This window comes from Qipengyuania sp. GPGPB31 (genome assembly GCF_038396345.1).
Taxonomy (GTDB): Bacteria; Pseudomonadota; Alphaproteobacteria; order Sphingomonadales; family Sphingomonadaceae; genus Qipengyuania; species Qipengyuania citrea.
In genome coordinates, this window is record NZ_CP149572.1 from 1,240,476 (window position 1) to 1,260,769 (window position 20,294).

Sequence of the window (20,294 nt, forward strand, 5' to 3'; positions counted from 1 at the left end):
CATGGCCGACATTTCCGACATCGATGCGCTGACGCCCTATGCCCGTTCGCTCGGTATCGCGCTGGAAAGCTTGGAAGACGGCATCCCGATCCTGTCGGTGCCGTTCGACGAATTGGTCGAGGGCCGGCCCGATCACTACCACGGCGGCGCGACCGGCGGCCTGCTCGAAACCGCGGGCTATGCCGTGCTACGCGCAGAGCTCGCACGGCAACAGCGCGCGGCGATTCTAAAACCCATCAATATCACCGTGCAGTATCTCGCTGCCGGGAAAAGCCGGACGAGCTATGCTGCGGGGCGCATCACCAAGCTGGGTAGGCGCAGCGCGAACCTCACCGTCGAGGCGTGGCAGGACGATCGCAGCCGTCCGATAGCAACCGCTGTGATGAACGTCCTGATGGCCGAGCCTGCCAGCTAGTTGCGCGCATCCTCCAGCTCGCGAAGCCGCTCGTCGCGCCGTTCGCGAATGGCTTCGTAGCGACGTTCGTCCGCCCGTCGCCGCGCTTCCTCGATCGCCGCTTCATCCACTGCGACACCTTGGTCGCCGATGCTGATGTCGACGGGTATGCCGTCAATCTCGGTCGAGAGAATGGCTTCGCCATCACGGATGCGCAGCCGCGAATTGCCGTCGCCGAGCGGAATGTCGCCCAGGTCCGGCACGTCGAGCGGTTCGATCGGTCCGCCCGGATCGGTCTGTTCTCGCGGGGCCGGCTGGCTTTGCGCGGGAGCGGCGTTCAGCGCCCGGTTCATGAAGTCGCGCCAGATGCGCGCGGGCAGGCCGCCACCGCTGATCGCGCCTGCAAGCGGCGAATTGTCGTCATTGCCGATCCATACGCCGACCACCAGATCGCCCGCATAGCCGACGAACACCGCATCGCGGTTGTTCTGCGTGGTTCCGGTCTTGCCGAAATTGGGGCCGCGCAGCATCGCCGCCCGGCCGGTGCCCGAATTGATCGCCGAACGCAGCATCTGTTCCATGTCCGACTGCGTCGAGGATGACAGGCTCGAGGGGCCGTCCCACAGGTTTTCGAAGAAGCCGCGTTCCTCGCGTGCAAAGGCATGCGGTTCGACAGGCAGTGCATTGGCGGCCACCCCGGCATAGGCGGAGGTGAGTTCGAGCAACGTCATCGTCGAAGTGCCCAACGCCAGGCTTGGGTCGCCCTTCGCCAGCGGCGAGGTGACGCCCAGATCGCGTGCGGTGGCGATGACCTTCTCGCTGCCGACTTCGCCCAGCAACCGCACCGCAGCGACATTGCTCGACTGCGCAAAGGCCTGCTCCAGCGTGAGGCTCTCCGAATAGCTTCCACGCGCATTCTGCGGGCGGTAACTGCCTTCGGCAATCTCGGTGTTGGCGATCCTGTCGTCGGGATCCCACCCGGCGCGCAGCGCTGCCAGATAGACGAACAGCTTGAAGGTCGAGCCCGGCTGTCGCTTGGCCTGCGTCACCCGGTTGAACGGGGATTTCGCGTAATCCTTGCCGCCGATCATCGCCACCACCTCGCCATTGCGGCGCATCGCCACCAGCGCGACCTGCGCTTCGCCCAGCGGGGCAGCAGCGGTCACCTGCCGGGCGATGTTCTGCAGGCGGCTGTCGAGCGTCGTGGTCAACGTCTGGCGCGCATAGCCCTGCTCGGTCAGCGCGCGCGCCTCGGGGAGCGCCCAGTCGGCGAAATAGGTCCCGGTGGGCAAGTCGTTGCGCGTCCGCACGTCGAGCGCGGGCGGCTTCATCGCGCGCGCTTCCGCCGCGGTCAGATAGCCGGCGTCGACCATCGATTGCACGACGATCCGCATGCGCCGTTCGGCGCGATCGTAATGCCTTGTCGGGGCATAGGCGCTGGGCGCCTGAAGCAGACCCGCGAGCATCGCAGCCTGGTTGGGTTTGAGGTTTTCCGGCTTGCGGTAGAAATAGTGCAGGCTGGCCGCACGCAGCCCGTACACATTGTCGCCGAAATAGGCGTTGGACAGGTAGCGGCCGAGGATCTCATCCTTGGTCAGCCAGCCTTCGAGCCAGAAGGCAATCAACGCCTCGCGCGCCTTCCGCGTCAACGTGCGTTCAGGGGTCAGGAAAGTGAATTTCGCCAATTGCTGGGTGATCGTGCTGCCACCGCCGGTGCCCGTCAGCGCCGCGCGTGCGATACCGCGCGGATCGACACCCCAGTGCGAATAGAACCGCCGGTCCTCGGTCGCCAGGAACGCCTCGATCACATGCGGCGGAAGTGCCGATACGGTGACCGGTTCGTCGGTGATCGCCCCGTTGCGCGCGATCGGCGTCCCGTCCGCCGCGAGCAGCGTGATCTGCGGGGCCGCGATCGGCTCGAGCGACTTGGACAGCGGCGCGGTGATTGCGAGCCACCCGGCGAGCACGATGAACAGGGCAAGGATGGCAGCGAGGATGCGCAGCGCCCACCAGCGCTTGCGCCGGCCAGTCCAGTGCTCGCGCTGCCACCAGTGCGTGCGCTTCTTTTCTTCGGCATCCAGCGCGCTGTCGAGCCGATCGAGCCGGCTGTCCCAATCGTCGTAATCGAGCGCATCATGCGTCGCGTAATATCCACGATGCCCCGGTGGATCGGGCAGCGGCCCGGGCTTGCGCCGGAAGGAATCGAATATGCCCATCGCCTGCTGTATTAACTTAACAATACAGCGATGGATAGGGGAGCGCGGATTAACCCCGCTTTACGCAGATTTTCCAACCACGCTCTCGGGCAGGTCGTCGCCGAACACGCGCTGGTAGTATTCGGCCACCAGCATGCGCTCTTCCTCATCGCATTTGTTGAGGAAAGACAGGCGGAAGGAGAAGCCGACATCCTTGAAGATGGCGTAGTTCTGCGCCCAGGTGATGACCGTACGCGGGCTCATCACCGTGGAGATATCGCCATTGATGAAGCCCTGCCGCGACAGATCGGCGACCTTGATCATGTCGGCGAGGATCTTGGGATCGATATCGGGGTTCTTCGCCTCGACGATTCTCTGCTCGGTTTCGGCGGGCAGGTAGTTGAGGCCGACAACGATGTTCCAACGGTCCATCTGGCCCTGGTTGATCTGCTGCGTGCCGTGATAAAGGCCCGAGGTATCGCCCAGCCCGACCGTGTTGGCGGTGGCGAACAGGCGGAAATTGGCATCGGGCCGGATCACGCGGTTCTGGTCGAGCAGCGTCAGCTTGCCCTGCTGTTCGAGCACGCGCTGGATCACGAACATCACATCGGGCCGGCCCGCGTCATATTCGTCGAACACCAACGCCACCGGGTGCTGCAGCGCCCACGGCAGCAAGCCTTCGCGAAATTCGGTGACCTGCAATCCGTCGCGCAGCACGATCGCGTCGCGCCCGACAAGGTCGATCCGGCTGATATGCGCATCGAGGTTGATACGGATGCACGGCCAGTTGAGCCGCGCGGCAACCTGTTCGATATGCGTCGACTTGCCCGTGCCGTGATAGCCCTGCACCATCACGCGGCGGTCGTGCGCAAAGCCTGCGAGAATCGCCAGCGTCGTGTCCGGGTCGAACACGTAGGATTCGTCGAGGTCGGGCGTGCGCTCGTCCGGCTTGGAGAAGGCGGGCACCTGCCAGTCGATATCGATCCCGAAGGTTTCGCGCACGTCGACGGTGGTGTCGGGCGCGGGAAGCACGGTCTTGGCGGAAGCGTCGAAGCTCTTGTCGGTCATATCGTTCATCGCGTGTGGCGGGGTAGCGGGATGGATAGGTAGCTGCAAGCAACGAAATTGCACCCCGGCCCAAGCACCACTCGACTCCCCTTGCAAGCGGCCGCATAGTCGCGCCGATGCCGTCGATCCCCTTGTCCGAACGCCTGCGCCTCAAGCTCGTCGAGCAGGTGCGCGGCGTGTTCAACGACGTGGAGAGCGGGCAGCAGCCGGTCCCGCCTTCGGACGAGGCGCTGTTCGCCAGGGACACGCCGATCCGGATGGTCCATGCCGATATCGTGGCGATGATGGTCGGCGGGATCCGCGGCCTGCTGCTGCAGATGCTGCATCCGCATGCACTGCAGGGCGTGCTCGACCATTCGAACTTTCGCAGCGACATGCACGGGCGGCTGCGCCGGACTGCACGGTTCATCGCGGTGACGACCTTCGGCCACCGGGACGATGCGCAGGCGGCGATCGACCGCGTCAACCGCATCCACGCCGCAGTCGGCGGGACATTGCCCGACGGATCGCCCTATTCCGCCAGCGATCCGCGCGTGCTGGCATGGGTGCATGTGGCCGAAGCGACCAGCTTCCTCGCCGCCTATCTGCGCCATGTGCGGCCCAATATGCCGGGCGCCGAACAGGACGAATACTATCGCCAGTTCGCCGTGATTGCGGTGGCTCTGGGCGCCGACCCGGTGCCGACGAGCCGCGCCGAAGCCGAGGCGATCTTCCGCGAATTGCGCAGCGACCTGGCCGCATCGCCCGAGGCGCGCGAGGTCGCCGATCTGGTGCTCAGCCAGCGCCCCAAGGGCGCCCCGCCCGCGGTCCAGACGCTGCTCGGCGCCGAAGCGGTGGCGCTGCTGCCGCCGTTCGCGCGCTCGATGCTCGGTCTCGAACGGCCCGGGCTGGCGGCGATCCCCGCGCGCGCGGCGACCTGGGGCATGGGAAAGACGCTGCGCTGGGCGTTTCGCCAGACCTGATCGCTGCCCGCCATCCGACTGGCCGGCAAGCCTACTTCGCACCCGAGACGAACGCGCCCGATTTGCGCAGCAGCTGGTAGGCTTCGACCACGCGGTTGAGGCGGGCTTCGTGCTGGCGATCGCCGCCGTTGCGGTCGGGGTGGTAGCGACGCACGAGTTCGGAATAACGGCGGCGCAGACCGCGCAGATCGACTTCGAGGCCCAGCCCCATGGTTTCAAGCGCCTTGGCCTCGGCCGTGCTGAAGCGGCCGTCCATCGCCATCTCGGCTTCGCGGCGCGCCCGGCTCTTTATACCGCTGGCGCGCGCGGAGATCGCGTCGAGTGGATCGGTGAAGTCGGACCAGCGCGGCATGCCGTCGACCCCGCCGGTCGGACGGAAACTGGGGCTTTCGGTGCGCCAGCCCGCGCCGGGAGCCTGCGCGGCGAAGATTTCCTCGGCGCTCATGCCCTCGAACCAGTCATAGCCCGCATTGAATTCGCGCACGTGATCGAGACACAGCCAGCGCCATTCGGCCGGGCCATCGAAACCATGGCTCTGCCCGCTGGGTGCGCGGAACTCGCCGGGCTCCTCGCATGTGGGGTGGGCGCAGACCCGGCCGGTGCCTGCGTATTGTCCGTGAAACTTTGTCTGGCGCATTCGTTCTAGGATGGGGAGCGAATTGCGCTAAGAAAACCCCCGAGAGGAGAAACCTACCCGTGACAGGATCCGTGCAGCAGGAAATGGAGCGCCTATTGACCGCGGCCTTCGCGCCGACCCGGCTCGAGGTAATCAACGACAGCGCGAAGCATGCGGGCCATTCGGGCGACGATGGCAGCGGCGAATCGCATTTCACCGTAGTGATCGAAGCCGCCGCCTTTGCCGACCAGAGCCGACTCGAACGCCAGCGGATGGTGAACCGGGCGCTTGGCGACATCCCTGGCGAACGCGTCCACGCGCTGGCCATCCAGGCCTCGGCCCCAACCAGCTAGGAGGTTCGCGACTATGAGCCAGATCGACCAGGTCCTTGTCCCGACTACGCACGATCTCGGCCAGTTTACGGTCCGCCGCGTGCTGCCCGCGCGCCAGCGCAGCATGGTCGGGCCATTCATCTTTGTCGACCAGTTCGGCCCCGCGCAGCTCGATCTTGGCGCGGGCATGGATGTCCGCCCGCACCCGCACATCAACCTTGCCACGGTGACCTGGCTGTTCGAAGGCGCGATCGACCACCGCGACAGCCTCGGCACGTTTTCGACCATCCGCCCTGGACAGGTCAATCTGATGACCGCCGGGCGCGGCATCGTGCATTCGGAACGCTCACCCGATGCGGAACGCAGGGGCGGACCGAAACTGTACGGCATGCAGACCTGGCTGGCGCTGCCCGACGGGCGCGAGGAAATCGAGCCCGCCTTTGAAGCGATTACCGACCTGCCGGTGATCGAGGACGGGCGCGCAACGGCCATCGTCATCATGGGCGAATTGTGGGGCGAGCGCGCGCCGACGACCACTCACGCAGCGACGATCTATGCCGAAATCGTGCTGGGCGCAGGCGGCGCGATCCCGCTCGAAGACGACGCCGACGAACGCGCGGTCATGCTGGTCGGCGGCGACGCGAGCGTCGATGGCCACGCGCTGAAGGAATTCGAGCTCGCCGTGCTTCAGCCTGGACGCGATATGACGCTGGCAAGCAAGGGCGGCGCCCGGGTCATGCTGCTCGGCGGCGAGGCATTTGCAACCGAGCGCCATGCCTGGTGGAATTTCGTCAGTTCGAGCCGCGACCGGATCGAACAGGCCAAGGAAGACTGGCGCGAACAGCGCTTCGACAAGGTCCCGGGTGACGAGGAGGAACGGATCCCGCTCCCCGAAGGCGCGCCGAAGACCGTAACCTATCCTTGAGGGGGGAGAATGATGAGTTTCGAAGGCAAGACCGCCTGGATCACGGGCGCGAGCAGCGGCATTGGCGCCGCACTCGCGCATGAATGGGCGGCACGCGGCGCGCGGATCATCCTGTCGGGCCGCGACGAGGCGCGGCTGACGCAGGTTGCCGACGGGATAGACGGCGAAACGCTGATCCTGCCCTTCGACGTGCGCGACGAGGCCGCGATGAAAGCCGCAACGCAGCAGGCGATCGACTGGCACGGCGGCGTGGACATCTTTATCGCCAATGCAGGTATTTCGCAGCGCAGTGCGGCGGTCGATACCGACATGGCGGTATACCGCGAGATCATCGACATCGACCTCACCGCGCAGATTGCCGCGACGCAGGCGCTGCTGCCCCATTTGGTCGCGCGGCGGAGCGGCACGCTCTTGTTCATCAGCTCGATCGCCGGCAAAGTCGGCGTGCCGATGCGCACCGCCTATTGCGCGGCCAAGTTCGGGCTCATCGGTTATGCCGACGCGCTTCGGGCCGAGCTGTCGCAGCAGGGGGTTTCGGTGCATGTCGTGTGCCCGGGATCGGTCGCCACCGATGTCAGCCGCAATGCGCTTACTGCCGATGGCAGCAAGCGCGGGCGCAGCGACAAGGTGATCGATAACGGCATTGCCCCGGACGAAGCCGCCAAACGGATCGTCGACGCGGTAGAGGCCAACCAGCGCGAGATCATCGTCGCCGAAGGCGTGGAAGAGGCGATGGGCGAACTGCGCCGGACACCCGATCAATTGCTCGACCAGGTCGCGGGCATGGTCGCGGCCGGATATATGGACAAGATGAAGGCGGACAGTTGAGCATGCCGCTGCAGCAGAAGCGCGTGGTGCTGGCGAACGGCATCGAACTCAATGTGGTGGACGAAGGTCCGCGCGATGCGCCCGTGCTGATCTTCCTGCACGGCTTTCCCGAAAGCCACCGCACCTGGCGCAACCAGATCCCGCATTTCTCCGACCGGTTTCGCTGCATCGCGCCCGACCAGCGCGGCTATCGCGGGTCGTCCAAGCCGCAGGAGGTGGAAGCCTTTACGCCCGACAAGCTGGTGGGCGATGTGTTCCTGCTCGCCGATGCGCTGGGGGTCGAGACTTTCACCATCGTCGGTCACGACTGGGGCGGCGCGATCGCCTGGGGCGTGGCCTATGGCGGCATGGCGAACGGCCGCGTCACGCGCGCGATCATTGCCAATGCGCCGCATCCGGTGCTGTTTCCCAAGCTCCTCTACACCAATCGCCAGCAGCGCGAGGCGAGCCAGTACTTCACGACCTTCCGCGATCCGGCGAATGATGCCCTAGTGCGCGAGCATGGGCTCGCGCCACTGCTGATGAAGGCGTTCGAAGGACAGGTGATGGCGCGCGTCGAAGAGGACGAAGCCGCGGCCATGCTGAAGGACTGGTCCGATCCCGATGCAGCATTCGGAATGCTGAACTATTACCGCGCCAGCCCGATGACGGTTCCGCCGCCCGATGCACCCTACGCACTGCCCGAAGATTACCAGCCCCACCCGCTGCCGACCTTGGCGATACCCACGCTGGTGATCTGGGCGATGGACGACGAAGCGCTGCCTTCCGCCAATCTGGACGGTCTCGACCAGATGGTTGCCGACCCTGAAGTGGTGCAGGTCCCCGATTGCGGACACTTCGTTCAATGGGAAGCACCCGAAGCGTTCAATGCGGCGGCCGACGCGTTCCTTGGCCGAACCAGCTGATCAGCCCTTCCATTCGATCCATGCGCCATGCGGATGGGCGGTGGCAAGATTGCGCCTCAGATCGCCGGCGGGCCAGTAGCTGGCGGTCAGCTCATGCCGGTGCGTATCGCGGTTGGCCTCCAGGCTGACCCAGGCGAGCGGCGTCTCGGAGTCCGCGCGCTGCCCCGCGGCTTCCATCAATTCGACGATCTGGTCGCGTTCGTCGCGCGGAATGTATTGCCAGACCACCGAATGCATCAGCACCCGCGTAGTCCCTCGTTCCTGCGGACGTTCCAGCCGATCGCGGAGGAAATCGACCGCCCGCCGGCGCTCGATCTCCGGCGGGAAGGTGTGCGCCGCCGCGATCGCCGTCTCCAATCGGGCGAAGCGGTCGGTAAATTCGGGCCAGATATAGGCCTTCAGGCGCGCGACCTGCACTTCGTCGGTCAGGTCGATCGGCGACACGTCGCAGCCCTGCGCACCGACGATGTCGAACCCCTGGTCCGGCGGGGACGCGCCGCGCCATTCGGGCGCAATCCGCATGCGCGCATTCTTGGGCCCAACGCAGACGCCGCCGAGGTCATAACGATATCGCCGCATCATCAAATTGACGCCCGCGCTGGAGCCGATCTCGAGCAGGTCGAAATGGCCGGGAAGCCCCTGTTCCACCAGCCACAGGAATGCTGCCGCGAAACTGGCCGACCGGCCGGCTTCGTTGGTCTGGGGCGGGCCGTCGAGCCACGGCATCAGGAAGGCTTCGTGCCGTTCGATCGCCGCAGCGACGAGTTCGGCGGCATTGTTCGGGCCCAGTCCTTCGTAGATCGGCGACAGGCCCGGCTCTTCCCCGCTCTGATGCAGGGCGTGCAGTCCCCCCGCTACCCGTAGAGGCAGTGCATCGGGCAGCGGCGGACCGGCCCAGCGGCGCACCCGGCGCATGAAGGCGCCGCCGCGGTCCGTATCGAGCAGGTCGCCAACCGCCTGGCAGACCAGCGCGGTGACCCCCGCGCGGTTGTCGCGGCAATAGGCCACCTGGTTTTCGAAAGCGCGTGCCACCGCCGCCGGGCCGGTGGCCCCCGGCGTGGTCACGACATATTTTGCCTTGTCGATCGCCATTGCCCTTTGCACCCTCGCTGCCTATTTGCGCATCCAATGAACGAATGCCTCACCTTCGCCGTTCCAAAGGGCCGTATCCTTGACGAAGCGCTGCCAGTAATGGCGCGTGCCGGGGTCGTGCCCGAAGACGCTTTCCACGACAAGGCGAACCGCTCGCTGACCTTCGCGACCACGCGCAATGACATGCGCCTGATCCGCGTGCGCGCCTTCGACGTCGCGACTTTCGTGGCCCATGGCGCAGCGCAGATGGGTATTGTCGGTTCGGACGTGATCGAGGAATTCGACTATGCGGACCTTTACGCGCCCGTCGATCTCGACTTCGGGCACTGCCATCTTGCGGTGGCCGAGCCGGTAGAAGGCGCGGAAAGCATCGACGGTGCCAGCCACCTGCGCGTCGCGACCAAATACCCCAACCTCACCCGCCGCCATTTCGAACGGCAGGGCATCCAGGCCGAATGCGTAAAGCTGAATGGGGCGATGGAAATCGCGCCCGCACTCGGCCTTGCCGGGCGGATCGTCGATCTGGTCTCCACCGGCACGACGCTGCGCGAAAACGGCCTGGTCGAAACCAGCCGTATCCTCGACATTTCGGCGCGCCTCATCGTCAACCGTGCCGCGCTGAAGACCGATCCGCGCGTGGCCGCGCTGGTCGAAGCCTTCCGCGCCGACGCGGCACAGCGCGAGGCCGCCTGATGCAATTCCTGAAAACCGCCGACGCCGGGTTCGAAAGCGCTTTTGCCCGGATCGTCCGCGATCGCCGGGAAAGCGATACGCAAGTCGGGCGCGATGTCGCCTCGATGATCAACGAAGTGCGCGAACGCGGCGATGCCGCGCTGGCCGAATACACTGCGCGCTTCGACAGCCACCGGCTGGCGCAAGACGATGACTGGTGCATACCGCTGGCCGCCTGCCGCGAAGCCTATGATGCGCTCGACCCCGACTTGCGCGATGCGCTGGAAACCGCGGCCAGCCGCATCCGCGCATATCATGAGGGCCAGCTTCCCGAAAACCGCGACTATACCGACGATATCGGCATGCGGCTCGGTGCGCGTTGGAACGCGGTCGAAGCCGCCGGGCTGTATGTCCCCGGCGGACGCGCATCCTATCCCTCGTCGCTGCTGATGAACGCGATCCCCGCGAAAGTCGCAGGCGCGGAGCGACTGGTCGTCACCACGCCTACGCCGGGCGGCGAGACCAACGCGCTGGTTCTCGCCGCTGCCCATATCGCGGGCGTGGATGAAATCTGGCGGGTCGGCGGGGCGCAGGCAGTGGCCGCGCTGGCCTATGGCACCGACCGGATCGGCAAGGTCGATGTCATCGCCGGGCCGGGCAATGCCTGGGTCGCCGAAGCGAAACGCCAGCTCTACGGCGTGGTCGGCATCGACATGGTCGCCGGGCCCAGCGAGATTCTCGTCATCGCCGATGGCAACAACAATCCCGAATGGATCGCCGCCGACCTGCTGAGCCAGGCCGAGCACGACCCGACCAGCCAGTCGATCCTGATTACCGACAGCGACGCGCTGGCTCGGCAGGTCGAGGACGCAGTCGACCTCGCGTTGATGAAGCTGCCCACCGGCAAGACGGCCAAGGCCAGCTGGGACACACATGGCTTGATCGTGGTGGTTGGCAGTCTCGATGAGGCACCTGCCCTATCGGACCGTCTGGCAGCGGAGCATGTCGAGCTGATGGTCGACGAACCGCAGGGCCTGTTCGACCGGATGCGCCATGCCGGCAGCGTCTTCCTCGGTCGGCACACGCCCGAAGCGGTGGGCGACTATATCGCCGGCCCGAACCACGTCCTTCCCACCGGGCGCCGCGCGCGCTTTGCCAGCGGCCTGTCGGTGCTCGACTTCATGAAGCGCACCAGCTTCATCGACGCCTCCGAAGCCGCGCTGGCCGCGATCGGTCCGGCCGCGGTCAGGCTGGCGGAGGCCGAGGGGCTTCCCGCGCACGCGCTGTCGATTTCCACGAGATTGAAATGAACCAGAATTCGAAGTCCCAGGCCCGCAGCGCGGCCCGCCTCGGCGCCGTGCAGGCGCTCTACCAGCAGCATATGGAAGGCACCGCCGTGACCAGGCTGCTGAACGAGTTCCACCAGCACCGGCTCGGCCGCGTGATCGAAGACGAGGAATATGCCGAAGCCGACGTCGATTTCTTCGACGACCTCGTCACGGGCGTGGATGCGCGCCGCGCGGAGATCGACGACAAGCTGACCGCGCGGCTGGCGCAGGGCTGGACGCTGGCGCGGCTTGACAAGACCATGCTGCAGATCCTGCGTGCGGGCACTTACGAACTGATCGCCCGGCAAGATGTCCCCAAGGCCAGCTCGATCAGTGAATATGTCGATGTCGCCAAGGCATTTTTCGACGATCGCGAGGCAAAATTCGTCAACGGCATCCTCGACGCCGTGGCGACCGAGGCCGGACGCTGAACGAAAGCGCGTTCGTCGCCGCGCTCAAGGCGCTGGCGGACACCCCCGCCGCACGCGGTCTCGAGGATGATGCCGCAGTTCTGAATGTCGGCGGCCAGCAGCTGGTCCTCACCCACGACACGCTGGTCGAGGGCGTCCACGTCCGCGCGGACGAGGACCTTGCCGACGTTGCATGGAAGCTCGTCGCAGTGAACCTGTCCGATCTGGCAGCCAAGGGTGCACGGCCCCTCGGTGTGCTGGTGTCGCATATGCTGGGCGATTCCGACGCGCGCTTTATCGAGGGCTTGCGTGAAATCCTCGGCGAATACGACGTGGCGCTGCTGGGCGGCGATACCGTGCGCGCCGAAGGCCGCAGGGTCTGGGGATGCACCGCGGTCGGCAAGGCAATACATACGCCCGCGCCCGGCCGCCGCGGCGCGCGGGCAGGCGATGCGGTGTTCGTTACCGGCACGCTCGGCTATGCCATGCTCGGCCTCGGCGACCGCGCCAGCGGCAGCCGCGCAGACCTCGCCTATCGCCGCCCGCGCCCGCTGGTGGCCGAAGGAATCGCGCTGGCCCCGCATGTAACGGCGATGATGGATGTCTCCGACGGCTTGCTGCTCGACGCCTGGCGCCTCGCGCATGCCAGCGGCGTCGAACTGGCGCTCGACAGCGCGCAGGTCCCGGTGGCCGATCCGCAGAAGGCGGGGGAATGCATGCGATGGGGCGACGACTACCAATTGCTGTTTACCGCGCCCGCCGATGCTGCCCTTCCCGTTGCCGCTGCACGTGTCGGGACGGTGACCGGTGGCCCCACCGGACTATCGCTGGACGGAAAGATCTTCCCCGATGCCGAAGGGCTTGGCTACCGCCACTGATTGCTTGCGCGCAGGGCCGTGCGCGGCGAAATATTGCTACGTAATTCCACCTTGTCACGTAACGGATGCCGCTTATACCTTCGCTAAGCCTCGGCGTTTCCCGCGCCGGAGCGCAGAAAGATATAAACATAGCGGGAGGGGGAAATTTCGTGGACCTAGTTCTCATAGCAATACTGCTGGGACTGCTGGCCGTCGTGTACGGCTTCGTGACCAGCCGCCAGGTGCTTGGCGCAGGCGCCGGCAACGAACGAATGCAGGAAATCGCCGGCGCAATCCAGGAAGGCGCACAGGCCTATCTGAAACGCCAATATACGACGATCAGCGTGGTCGGCATCGCGGTAGCGGTGCTGGTCTTCGCCTTCCTCGGCATCGTGCCGGCGGTCGGCTTCGTGATCGGGGCGATCCTGTCGGGTGTCGCCGGCTTCATCGGCATGAACATTTCGGTGCGCGCCAACGTGCGTACCGCCGCTGCCGCGCAAAGCGGGCTCCAGCAAGGCCTGACGCTGGCCTTCCGTGCGGGTGCGATCACCGGCATGCTGGTGGCAGGCCTCGCCCTGCTCGCGATTGCGGTGTTCTTCTGGTACCTCGTCGGCCCCGGCGGATACGCGCCCAACAGCCGCGAAGTGATCGACGGGCTGGTCGGCCTGGCCTTCGGCGCCTCGCTGATATCGATTTTCGCGCGTCTTGGCGGCGGGATCTTCACCAAGGCCGCCGATGTCGGCGCCGATCTGGTCGGCAAGGTCGAAGCCGGGATCCCCGAGGACGATCCGCGCAACCCTGCGGTCATCGCCGACAATGTCGGTGACAATGTCGGCGACTGCGCGGGCATGGCTGCCGATCTGTTCGAAACCTATGTCGTCACGGTCGGGGCCACCATGGTGCTGACCGCGCTGCTGTTCGGTGAAACGCTGGGCGATCTGCTGCTGCCGATGATGGCGCTGCCGCTGCTCATCGGCGGGGCTTGCATCGTGACCAGCATCATCGGCACCTATTTCGTGAAGCTGGGCAAGAACAGCACCAATGTGATGGGCGCGATGTACAAGGGTTTCATCGTCACCGCCGTTCTCGCAATCCCGCTGATCTGGCTGGTCATGAGCCAGGTTCTCGGCGGCATGGGTACCGAAATCGGCGGCAGTATCGCCGGGATCGACCCCGGGGCGCCGCTGGCCGAAGAAGGCACTGCCGAACAGGTCCGCTCGTTCAGCGGCTGGGACCTGTTCTGGTGTTCGGTCATCGGGCTGGTTATCACCGGCCTCATCATCTGGATCACCGAGTATTACACCGGGACCGGGTTTCGCCCGGTAAGGTCGATCGCAAAGGCTTCCGAGACCGGACACGGCACCAATGTGATCCAGGGACTGGCTATCAGCCTTGAATCGACCGCGCTGCCGACGATCGTTATCGTCGCGGGGATCATCGCTACCTTCCAGCTCGCCGGGCTCATGGGCATCGCCTATGCCGCAACGGCCATGCTGGCGCTGGCGGGAATGGTCGTCGCGCTCGATGCCTATGGTCCGGTGACCGACAATGCCGGCGGGATCGCCGAAATGGCCGGTCTCGACGACAGCGTGCGCGAGAAGACCGATCTGCTCGATGCAGTGGGCAATACCACCAAGGCGGTGACCAAGGGCTATGCCATCGGTTCGGCAGGTCTGGGCGCACTGGTGCTGTTCGCGGCCTATACGACCGACCTCGCGGAGTTCTTCCCCGATGCGGACGTCGATTTCAGCCTCGAGAACCCATACGTGATCGTCGGTCTGCTGCTGGGCGCACTGCTCCCGTACCTGTTCGGTGCGATGGGCATGACCGCGGTCGGCCGCGCTGCGGGCGATGTGGTCAAGGACGTGCGCGAACAGTTCGCGGGCGATCCGGGGATCATGGCGGGCACCAGCAAGCCCGACTATGCACGCACCGTCGATCTCGTCACCAAGGCCGCGATCAAGGAAATGATCGTACCCTCGATGCTGCCGGTCCTGGCTCCCATCGTGATCTATTACGCGATCTACTTCCTCGCCGGTCAGGAAAACGCCTTTGCTGCGCTCGGGGCTTTGCTCCTCGGCGTGATTATCGGCGGGATCTTCGTCGCGCTCTCGATGACCGCCGGTGGCGGCGCATGGGACAATGCGAAGAAGTATATCGAGGACGGCCATCACGGCGGTAAGGGCAGCGAAGCCCACAAGGCCGCAGTTACCGGCGATACGGTCGGCGATCCCTACAAGGACACCGCCGGTCCGGCGGTCAACCCGATGATCAAGATCACCAATATCGTGGCGCTCTTGCTGCTTGCCGCGCTTGCGGGCGGCTGACGACGCGTCCGGGTGAAGGCGGTGGTGGCATGGACAGACGTGCCGCCACCGTCCTTTTCGACGCATTAACCCAGTTTAAGCGCTTTTTTCCTATGCTTGTCGCCCGATGGGGAATGCAGTGGCGCATATCGATGAACTCACGACCAGCAACCGGCTCGGTCCCGGCGGCGAGCACGAGGCCCGCTTACAGGGCACCAGCACGCGCAGCGGCATGGCCGGCCTGAGCGAAGGGTTCTCGGTCGCGTCATGGCGCGATGCGGATAACGCCGGTTTCATCGAAAAATGGCATCGCCTTGCGCTTGCCAGCGCGACCCCCAATCCCTTTAACGAAGCATGGTTTCTGCTGCCATCGCTGCGCCAGTTCGACCCAAAGGGCGAGGTCATGCTCGCCACCCATGTCGTAAACGGGGAACTGGTCGGGCTGATGCCCATGCTGCGCGACCGCGACTATCACGGCAGGCCTCTTCCGCATCTCGCCAACTGGCTGCATTCCAACGCCTTCAGCGGCGAACCCCTGGTCATGGCCGATCATTGCGCGTCATTCTGGCAGCACATGCTCGACTGGTGCGATCGTCACGCGCACGGCAGCCTGTTCTTCCACCTTTCCGGAATCCCGGCGGATGGCGCTGCCTTTGCGGCGCTGCGTGATATCGCCGGAAAACCGGATCGCGGCCTGCGCATCGTCGAAACGATCGAGCGCGCCGTGCTGCACAGCGGACGATCCCCGCAAGACCATTTGCGCTTGGCGCTCGACAAGAAGCGCCGCAAGGAATTGAACCGCAAGCGGCGGCGGCTGGAAGAACTCGGCGAGTTGGTGCTGACGCGCCACGACGATGACAACGGACTTGGCAGCTGGATCGACCAGTTTCTCGAACTCGAACAGGCGGGCTGGAAAGGCGCCCAGGGCTCGGCGATCTCCAGCGCGCCGAATACCGAGGCCGTGTTCCGCGAAAGCATGACGGCGGCAGCCCGTCTGGGAAAACTGCAGCGGCTGGCCTTCCACCTAGACGGACGGCCGGTCGCCATGCTCAGCAGTTTCATCTGCGAGCCCCACGCCTTCGGGTTCAAGACCACATTCGATGAAAGCCTGGCAAAACTTTCCCCCGGCATGCTGCTACAGGTCGAAAATCTCGCGATTCTCGAACGCAGGGGCGTAACACTGTCGGACAGCTGCGCAGCACCCGACCACCCGATGATCGGCCAGATCTGGCCCGACCGGCGCGAAATCGTCAAACTGTCGATCCCCATTGGCGGCAGTCTGCGCCGCGGCATCGGACGCGCGCTGACCGCGCTTGAATTGCACCGGGGCAGGAACCGCAAATGACTAGGCATGACGGCACGCCATCTCTTTCGCACCACCGGGTCTTTCCCGCGCAATCTTTGGCGGCCTTCGCCCGCGCCTATCCGGAAACGCCGCATGTCCTGCGTCACGAGCTCGAAGCCGATTTCCGGCTGTCGCTCGATTCGCTGGCACAATTGGGCGAAGCATTGCCGGGCAGCTCGGTCGAATACAATCGTGGGGACCTGCCGATCGGGGTCGACGGCAAACCCGGCGCCACCGGCCTCACAATCGGAGATACCATCCGCAACATTGCCACCTGCCGCAGCTGGGCGGTACTCAAGAACATCGAGCAGCAGCCCGAATACCAGGCGCTGCTCATGGGGCTGCTCGACGAATTGCGCCCCGCAATAGAATCAACCACGGGCGAATTGCTGACTCCCCAGGGGTTCATCTTCGTCTCGAGCCCCAACGCCGTGACGCCGTATCACTTCGATCCCGAACACAATATCCTGCTGCAGCTTCGCGGGACCAAGGTCATGACGCAGTTCCCCGCCGGCGATGCCCGCTTTGCACCCGATCGTGTCCACGAAAGCTATCACCTCGGCGGGCCGCGCGAGCTGCCGTGGGACGATGCCTTGCTTGCAGACGGCACGCCCTTCGCGCTCGAGCCGGGCGAGGCGGTGTACGTGCCGGTCATGGCACCGCATTTCGTCCGCAACGGATCCGAACCCTCGCTCTCCCTCTCGATCACCTGGCGCAGCCAATGGAGCTATGACGAGGCCGGCGCGCGCTGCTTCAACGGCCTTGTCCGCAAAACCGGCTATCGGCCCGCCGCGCCCGGACGCTGGCCGGCGCGCAATCGTGCAAAGTCGCTGGCCTTTCGCGCCTGGCGCAGGGTTTTCGGTAATCCGAACTGATACGTCCCCTCGAGAGCATGACAAGCGACCAGCAGCACGGCGATGACGCAGCGCAGTTTGACGCGCTGGCGCAGGATGGTCCGCAGCAGCGGGCGTTCCTGCGCAGCCGGTGGTTCGATGCCTCTCCCGCCCCGCCCGACCGCATCGTGCTACGCGGCGAAGAGGGCATGGCGCTTGCTGCATTAGGACTGGCCATGCGCCGCCGCGGCCCTTTCCGGCTGCGCGAGATTGCCGGGAGCTACTGGCCCTTCCGCGGAGTTCCGCTAGCCTCGGGCATCGACGAGGCGGTTCTCGCCGACGCGCTCGGCCGGCAGCGCAATCGGCTTGGCTCGATCTGGCGGCTCGGCCCGGTGGAAGCCGGCGATCCCGAACTCAAGCGGCTACGCCTGGCGCTGCGCCAGGCCGGGTGGCACGCGCTTGCGCGTCCGCTAGGCCAGGTGTTCGAGATCGATCTCGCAGCCTTGCGGCAGGACGGCGCCTGGCCGTCGACCAAGACGCAGCGCAAGAACCGCTGGCGCAAGCGGAGGCTGGAGGAAGAAGGCGGCGCGGTCTCGGTCGAATTCTTTAGCGGAAGCGACTGGACTGCGCGGCAGCGCGACGCATTGGCTCAGATCGAAGCGGAGAGCTGGCTCGGGACGCTTGCCGATGGCGGGGACACCAAGTTTCGCGACCCCGAGATGCGGCGCTATTGGGAGGATATCTGCACCGACCCGGTGCTGGCAGCCATGCTATTCGGAAGCCTGATGTGGATCGGGGACACACCCGCCGCGTTCACCTTCGGGATCGAGGCCGGACCGGTGCGCTATTACATCGCCAACAATTACGACCAGCGCTTCAACCAGTTCGGTGCCGGCCGCGTCCTGCTGTATGAGGATTTTGCGCGGGCGGGCGAGCGCGGCGTGCGGCGCATCAGCTGGGGTGCCGGCGATGCCGGGTACAAGAGCGAGATGGGCGCCCAGCCCGGCGCGCATCTGGTCGACCTGCTGTTCGTCCGCAATGCCCTTCTGGCACGCTTGCTGTCACCGTGGTGGGAGCGCGCGGCTTGATCACGCTCCGATCCCCCGTCATCCTCAGCGCGCTGCTCTGGTGCGGTTTCATGATCGCGGTCGCGGCGTACGAACAAATCGTGCTCGGCTGGCATTTCGCCCGCGAGGAAGCGCCAATCCACGATGGCTGGCACTGGATGCGCACCGCGGGAATAGCCGTGCTGAGTTTCCTGCTGGTTGCAGCCCTGGCGCAATCGCAGGTTCGCCGCGAGCAGGTGAGCGTGCGCGCGGGAGCGCTCGTCTTCGCGGTCGCGCTGCTTTCGCTCGCAGCGATCGCCCTGCTTGCCGCAAGCCCCGGTGCCTTTGCGCAGATCGGGGCCGAGGACAGCACGATCGAATGGCTTTCCGCCGTGCTGCTGTTCGGCGCGGCGGGCCTGATGGGATGGCGGCTGCGGGATCGTACCCGGCGGCAACCCGCGCATGGCCAGCGCTGGGTTCCGATGGTGGTCGGCCTCGGCTTTGCCGCACTCTTCGCGCTGATGGCTCTCGAAGAAGTCAGCTGGTTCCAGCGACAGATCGGCTTCGCCACGCCCGAAGCGATCGCCGCGCGCAATTGGCAGGGTGAATTCAACCTGCACAATTTCCATACCGATATTACCGAACTGGCGCTGTATTCGGGCACCGGTGTTTTTCTCCTATTGCTGCCGCTGCTTCGCGAAAGCGATGTGGCGCGTTGGCCCATCGTGCGCGTTGTGGCGCCGTTCCTGCCCGACCGCACCGTTGCCGCCGTGTCTGCGCCTATGCTGGTCTTCACCTACAGCCATTGGACGCTGCTGCCCGTGCAAGCCGCCTTCTGGACCGGGCTGGCCGTCTGCGTGGCCTTCGCGCGCAGCAGCGCCACCCCGCGGGAGACGCTCTTGTGGAGCGCGCTCGCGATCTGGGTCGGCGTGGGCCAGCTTACCATGCTCGCACTCGGTCCCACCAAGCTGATGGTCTTCGACAGCTCCGAATACCGCGAACTGTTTATGAGCATCGGCCTCGCGATGTACGCTTTTCGGCAATCACGTACGTGCAGTGCTTGACGCAAACGTAAAGCACCCGCAAACCGGCACCCGTGAGCATTGAAAAGACACCGGAAGAACTCGTCGCAGGCTTCGTCAGCCTGCTGTCCGTCACACGCGAAGGGGATGACGCTTTCAGCGGCCTGAAGCAGCCCAATGGGGTGGGCCGCGTCTTTGGCGGGCAGGTCATCGCGCAGGCATTGCAAGCGGCGCAGGCGACGGCGCCCGAGGGCCTCGAAGCGCATTCGCTGCATGCCTATTTCCTGCGCGGTGGCAAGGAAGGGCTCGATATCTCCTACGACATCGCGCGCGATTTCGATGGCCGCAGTTTCGCCAACCGGCGGGTGGTCGCCAGCCAGCAGGAGAAAGGCGAGGACAAACGCCCGATCCTGAACCTGACCGCCAGCTTCCAGCGCCCCGAAGACGGCCTGTCGCACGACGATGTAACCATGCCCGAAGTGGAACCGCCCGAGGACCTGCGCGGCGACATGGAAATGCGGCGCCAGATGGTCGAACGCATGGGCGAACGCATGAGCGAGCAGCAGCGCAATTTGGTGCTGCGCCCCCGGCCGATCGAAATGCGCACGGTCGACCGGCTGCACTGGATGAACAGCGAACCGCGCGAGCCACGCGCGCACAGCTGGTTCCGCACCGTCGCGCCGCTGCCCGCGATCGAAGACAATCCCGCGCTGCACCGCGCGGTAATCGCCTATGCCAGCGATTACACGTTGCTGGGCACCAGCGCGCTACCGCATGGCCTGTCGTGGATGCGCGGCGAACTGGTGGGGGCCAGCCTCGACCACGCGATCTGGTTCCATCGGCCCGCGCGCGCCGACGAATGGCTGCTCTATGCCACCGATGCGCCATGGAGCGGCGGGGGCCGCGGCTTCAACCGCGGGCGCATTTTCAACCGGCAGGGCGAACTGGTCGCCAGCGTTGCGCAGGAAGGCATGATGCGCAAACGCGTCCCGCGCGACAGCTGAGCCGGCCCAGCAGGGCCTGAACGCGGCCCTGCATTTTCCCCATTTGCGACGAACCGCTGAACGGGCAATTCCGGCGGCGCATGGCGCTACCCTGCCCCAAATCCGACCAAGCGATCGGGGTTTCGGTCGCACGTGTGCGCACGCGCACACGAAC

20 protein-coding genes are annotated in these 20,294 nt (G+C 65.6%); 16 read left to right on the plus strand and 4 right to left on the minus strand.

The window, feature by feature from the left end; genetic code table 11:
* Position 1 precedes the first annotated feature (1 nt).
* Positions 2-415 carry a PaaI family thioesterase gene (locus WKH79_RS06390; protein ID WP_341859957.1) on the plus strand — a complete coding sequence of 138 codons (414 nt, stop codon included), beginning with the start codon at positions 2-4 and terminating at the stop codon, positions 413-415.
* On the opposite strand, the gene WKH79_RS06395 is transcribed toward WKH79_RS06390, so the two are convergent.
* Together WKH79_RS06395 and WKH79_RS06400 are read right to left on the minus strand one after the other, a co-directional pair.
* A complete protein-coding gene (locus WKH79_RS06395; RefSeq protein ID WP_341859958.1) occupies positions 412-2,610 on the minus strand; it encodes a transglycosylase domain-containing protein in 2,199 nt (732 codons plus the stop codon). The two genes, WKH79_RS06390 and WKH79_RS06395, sit on opposite strands and share 4 nt — an antisense overlap.
* A 60-nt stretch (positions 2,611-2,670) precedes the next feature.
* Positions 2,671-3,666: an AAA family ATPase gene (locus tag WKH79_RS06400; protein WP_341859959.1), complete on the minus strand. Its 996-nt coding sequence runs from the start codon at positions 3,664-3,666 to the stop codon at positions 2,671-2,673.
* A gap of 107 nt (positions 3,667-3,773) precedes the next feature.
* Here WKH79_RS06400 and WKH79_RS06405 point away from each other — a divergent pair, with 107 nt between their 5' ends.
* The gene (locus WKH79_RS06405; protein WP_341859960.1) at positions 3,774-4,619 is read left to right on the plus strand and encodes an oxygenase MpaB family protein; all 846 of its coding nucleotides are present in this window, start codon (positions 3,774-3,776) and stop codon (positions 4,617-4,619) included.
* Between the two features lie 31 nt (positions 4,620-4,650).
* On the opposite strand, the gene WKH79_RS06410 is transcribed toward WKH79_RS06405, so the two are convergent.
* Positions 4,651-5,256, minus strand: a complete 606-nt coding sequence (locus WKH79_RS06410) for a J domain-containing protein (RefSeq protein ID WP_050599350.1) — start codon at positions 5,254-5,256, stop codon at positions 4,651-4,653.
* 59 nt (positions 5,257-5,315) lie between these two features.
* Between WKH79_RS06410 and WKH79_RS06415 the strand changes: the two genes are divergently transcribed.
* The 4 genes from WKH79_RS06415 to WKH79_RS06430 are packed head-to-tail and all read left to right on the plus strand — an operon-like array spanning position 5,316 to position 8,225.
* Positions 5,316-5,588 (plus strand): BolA family protein, encoded by a 273-nt coding sequence (locus tag WKH79_RS06415; protein ID WP_228135184.1) that lies wholly within the window; start codon positions 5,316-5,318, stop codon positions 5,586-5,588.
* A 13-nt stretch (positions 5,589-5,601) separates the two neighbouring features.
* The gene (locus WKH79_RS06420) at positions 5,602-6,492 is read left to right on the plus strand and encodes a pirin family protein (protein WP_341859961.1); all 891 of its coding nucleotides are present in this window, start codon (positions 5,602-5,604) and stop codon (positions 6,490-6,492) included.
* Between the two features lie 12 nt (positions 6,493-6,504).
* On the plus strand, positions 6,505-7,320 hold the full coding sequence (locus tag WKH79_RS06425) for an SDR family NAD(P)-dependent oxidoreductase (RefSeq protein WP_341859962.1): 816 nt from the start codon (positions 6,505-6,507) through the stop codon (positions 7,318-7,320).
* 2 nt (positions 7,321-7,322) lie between these two features.
* A complete protein-coding gene (locus WKH79_RS06430) occupies positions 7,323-8,225 on the plus strand; it encodes an alpha/beta hydrolase (protein ID WP_341860095.1) in 903 nt (300 codons plus the stop codon).
* Here WKH79_RS06430 and WKH79_RS06435 read toward each other — a convergent pair whose 3' ends face one another.
* A complete protein-coding gene (locus WKH79_RS06435; RefSeq protein ID WP_341859963.1) occupies positions 8,226-9,317 on the minus strand; it encodes a DUF2332 domain-containing protein in 1,092 nt (363 codons plus the stop codon). It abuts the gene before it with no gap.
* Positions 9,318-9,353: 36 nt separating this feature from the next.
* Here WKH79_RS06435 and hisG point away from each other — a divergent pair, with 36 nt between their 5' ends.
* The 10 genes from hisG (at position 9,354) to WKH79_RS06485 (ending at position 20,140) form a co-directional block, all read left to right on the plus strand.
* Positions 9,354-10,010 carry an ATP phosphoribosyltransferase gene (gene hisG / locus WKH79_RS06440; protein ID WP_063506448.1) on the plus strand — a complete coding sequence of 219 codons (657 nt, stop codon included), beginning with the start codon at positions 9,354-9,356 and terminating at the stop codon, positions 10,008-10,010.
* A complete protein-coding gene (gene hisD, locus WKH79_RS06445) occupies positions 10,010-11,299 on the plus strand; it encodes a histidinol dehydrogenase (protein WP_341859964.1) in 1,290 nt (429 codons plus the stop codon). The genes hisG and hisD overlap by 1 nt, the downstream gene beginning before the upstream one ends.
* A complete protein-coding gene (gene nusB, locus WKH79_RS06450) occupies positions 11,296-11,748 on the plus strand; it encodes a transcription antitermination factor NusB (RefSeq protein ID WP_050599356.1) in 453 nt (150 codons plus the stop codon). Before hisD ends, nusB begins: the two co-directional genes overlap by 4 nt.
* Before the next feature lie 32 nt (positions 11,749-11,780).
* Positions 11,781-12,605, plus strand: coding sequence for a thiamine-phosphate kinase (thiL, locus tag WKH79_RS06455; RefSeq protein ID WP_341860096.1), 825 nt, complete (start codon positions 11,781-11,783; stop codon positions 12,603-12,605).
* Positions 12,606-12,754: 149 nt separating this feature from the next.
* Positions 12,755-14,911, plus strand: coding sequence for a sodium-translocating pyrophosphatase (locus WKH79_RS06460; protein ID WP_341859965.1), 2,157 nt, complete (start codon positions 12,755-12,757; stop codon positions 14,909-14,911).
* Positions 14,912-15,029: 118 nt separating this feature from the next.
* Positions 15,030-16,235, plus strand: a complete 1,206-nt coding sequence (locus WKH79_RS06465; RefSeq protein ID WP_341859966.1) for a GNAT family N-acetyltransferase — start codon at positions 15,030-15,032, stop codon at positions 16,233-16,235.
* A complete protein-coding gene (locus tag WKH79_RS06470; RefSeq protein WP_341859967.1) occupies positions 16,232-17,110 on the plus strand; it encodes a cupin-like domain-containing protein in 879 nt (292 codons plus the stop codon). The genes WKH79_RS06465 and WKH79_RS06470 overlap by 4 nt, the downstream gene beginning before the upstream one ends.
* Before the next feature lie 17 nt (positions 17,111-17,127).
* Complete coding sequence (locus WKH79_RS06475) at positions 17,128-18,156, plus strand: GNAT family N-acetyltransferase (protein WP_341859968.1); 1,029 nt, start codon at positions 17,128-17,130, stop codon at positions 18,154-18,156.
* The gene (locus WKH79_RS06480) at positions 18,153-19,178 is read left to right on the plus strand and encodes a hypothetical protein (protein WP_341859969.1); all 1,026 of its coding nucleotides are present in this window, start codon (positions 18,153-18,155) and stop codon (positions 19,176-19,178) included. Before WKH79_RS06475 ends, WKH79_RS06480 begins: the two co-directional genes overlap by 4 nt.
* Positions 19,179-19,210: 32 nt before the next feature.
* The gene (locus tag WKH79_RS06485) at positions 19,211-20,140 is read left to right on the plus strand and encodes an acyl-CoA thioesterase domain-containing protein (protein WP_160767203.1); all 930 of its coding nucleotides are present in this window, start codon (positions 19,211-19,213) and stop codon (positions 20,138-20,140) included.
* Positions 20,141-20,294: the final 154 nt, after the last annotated feature.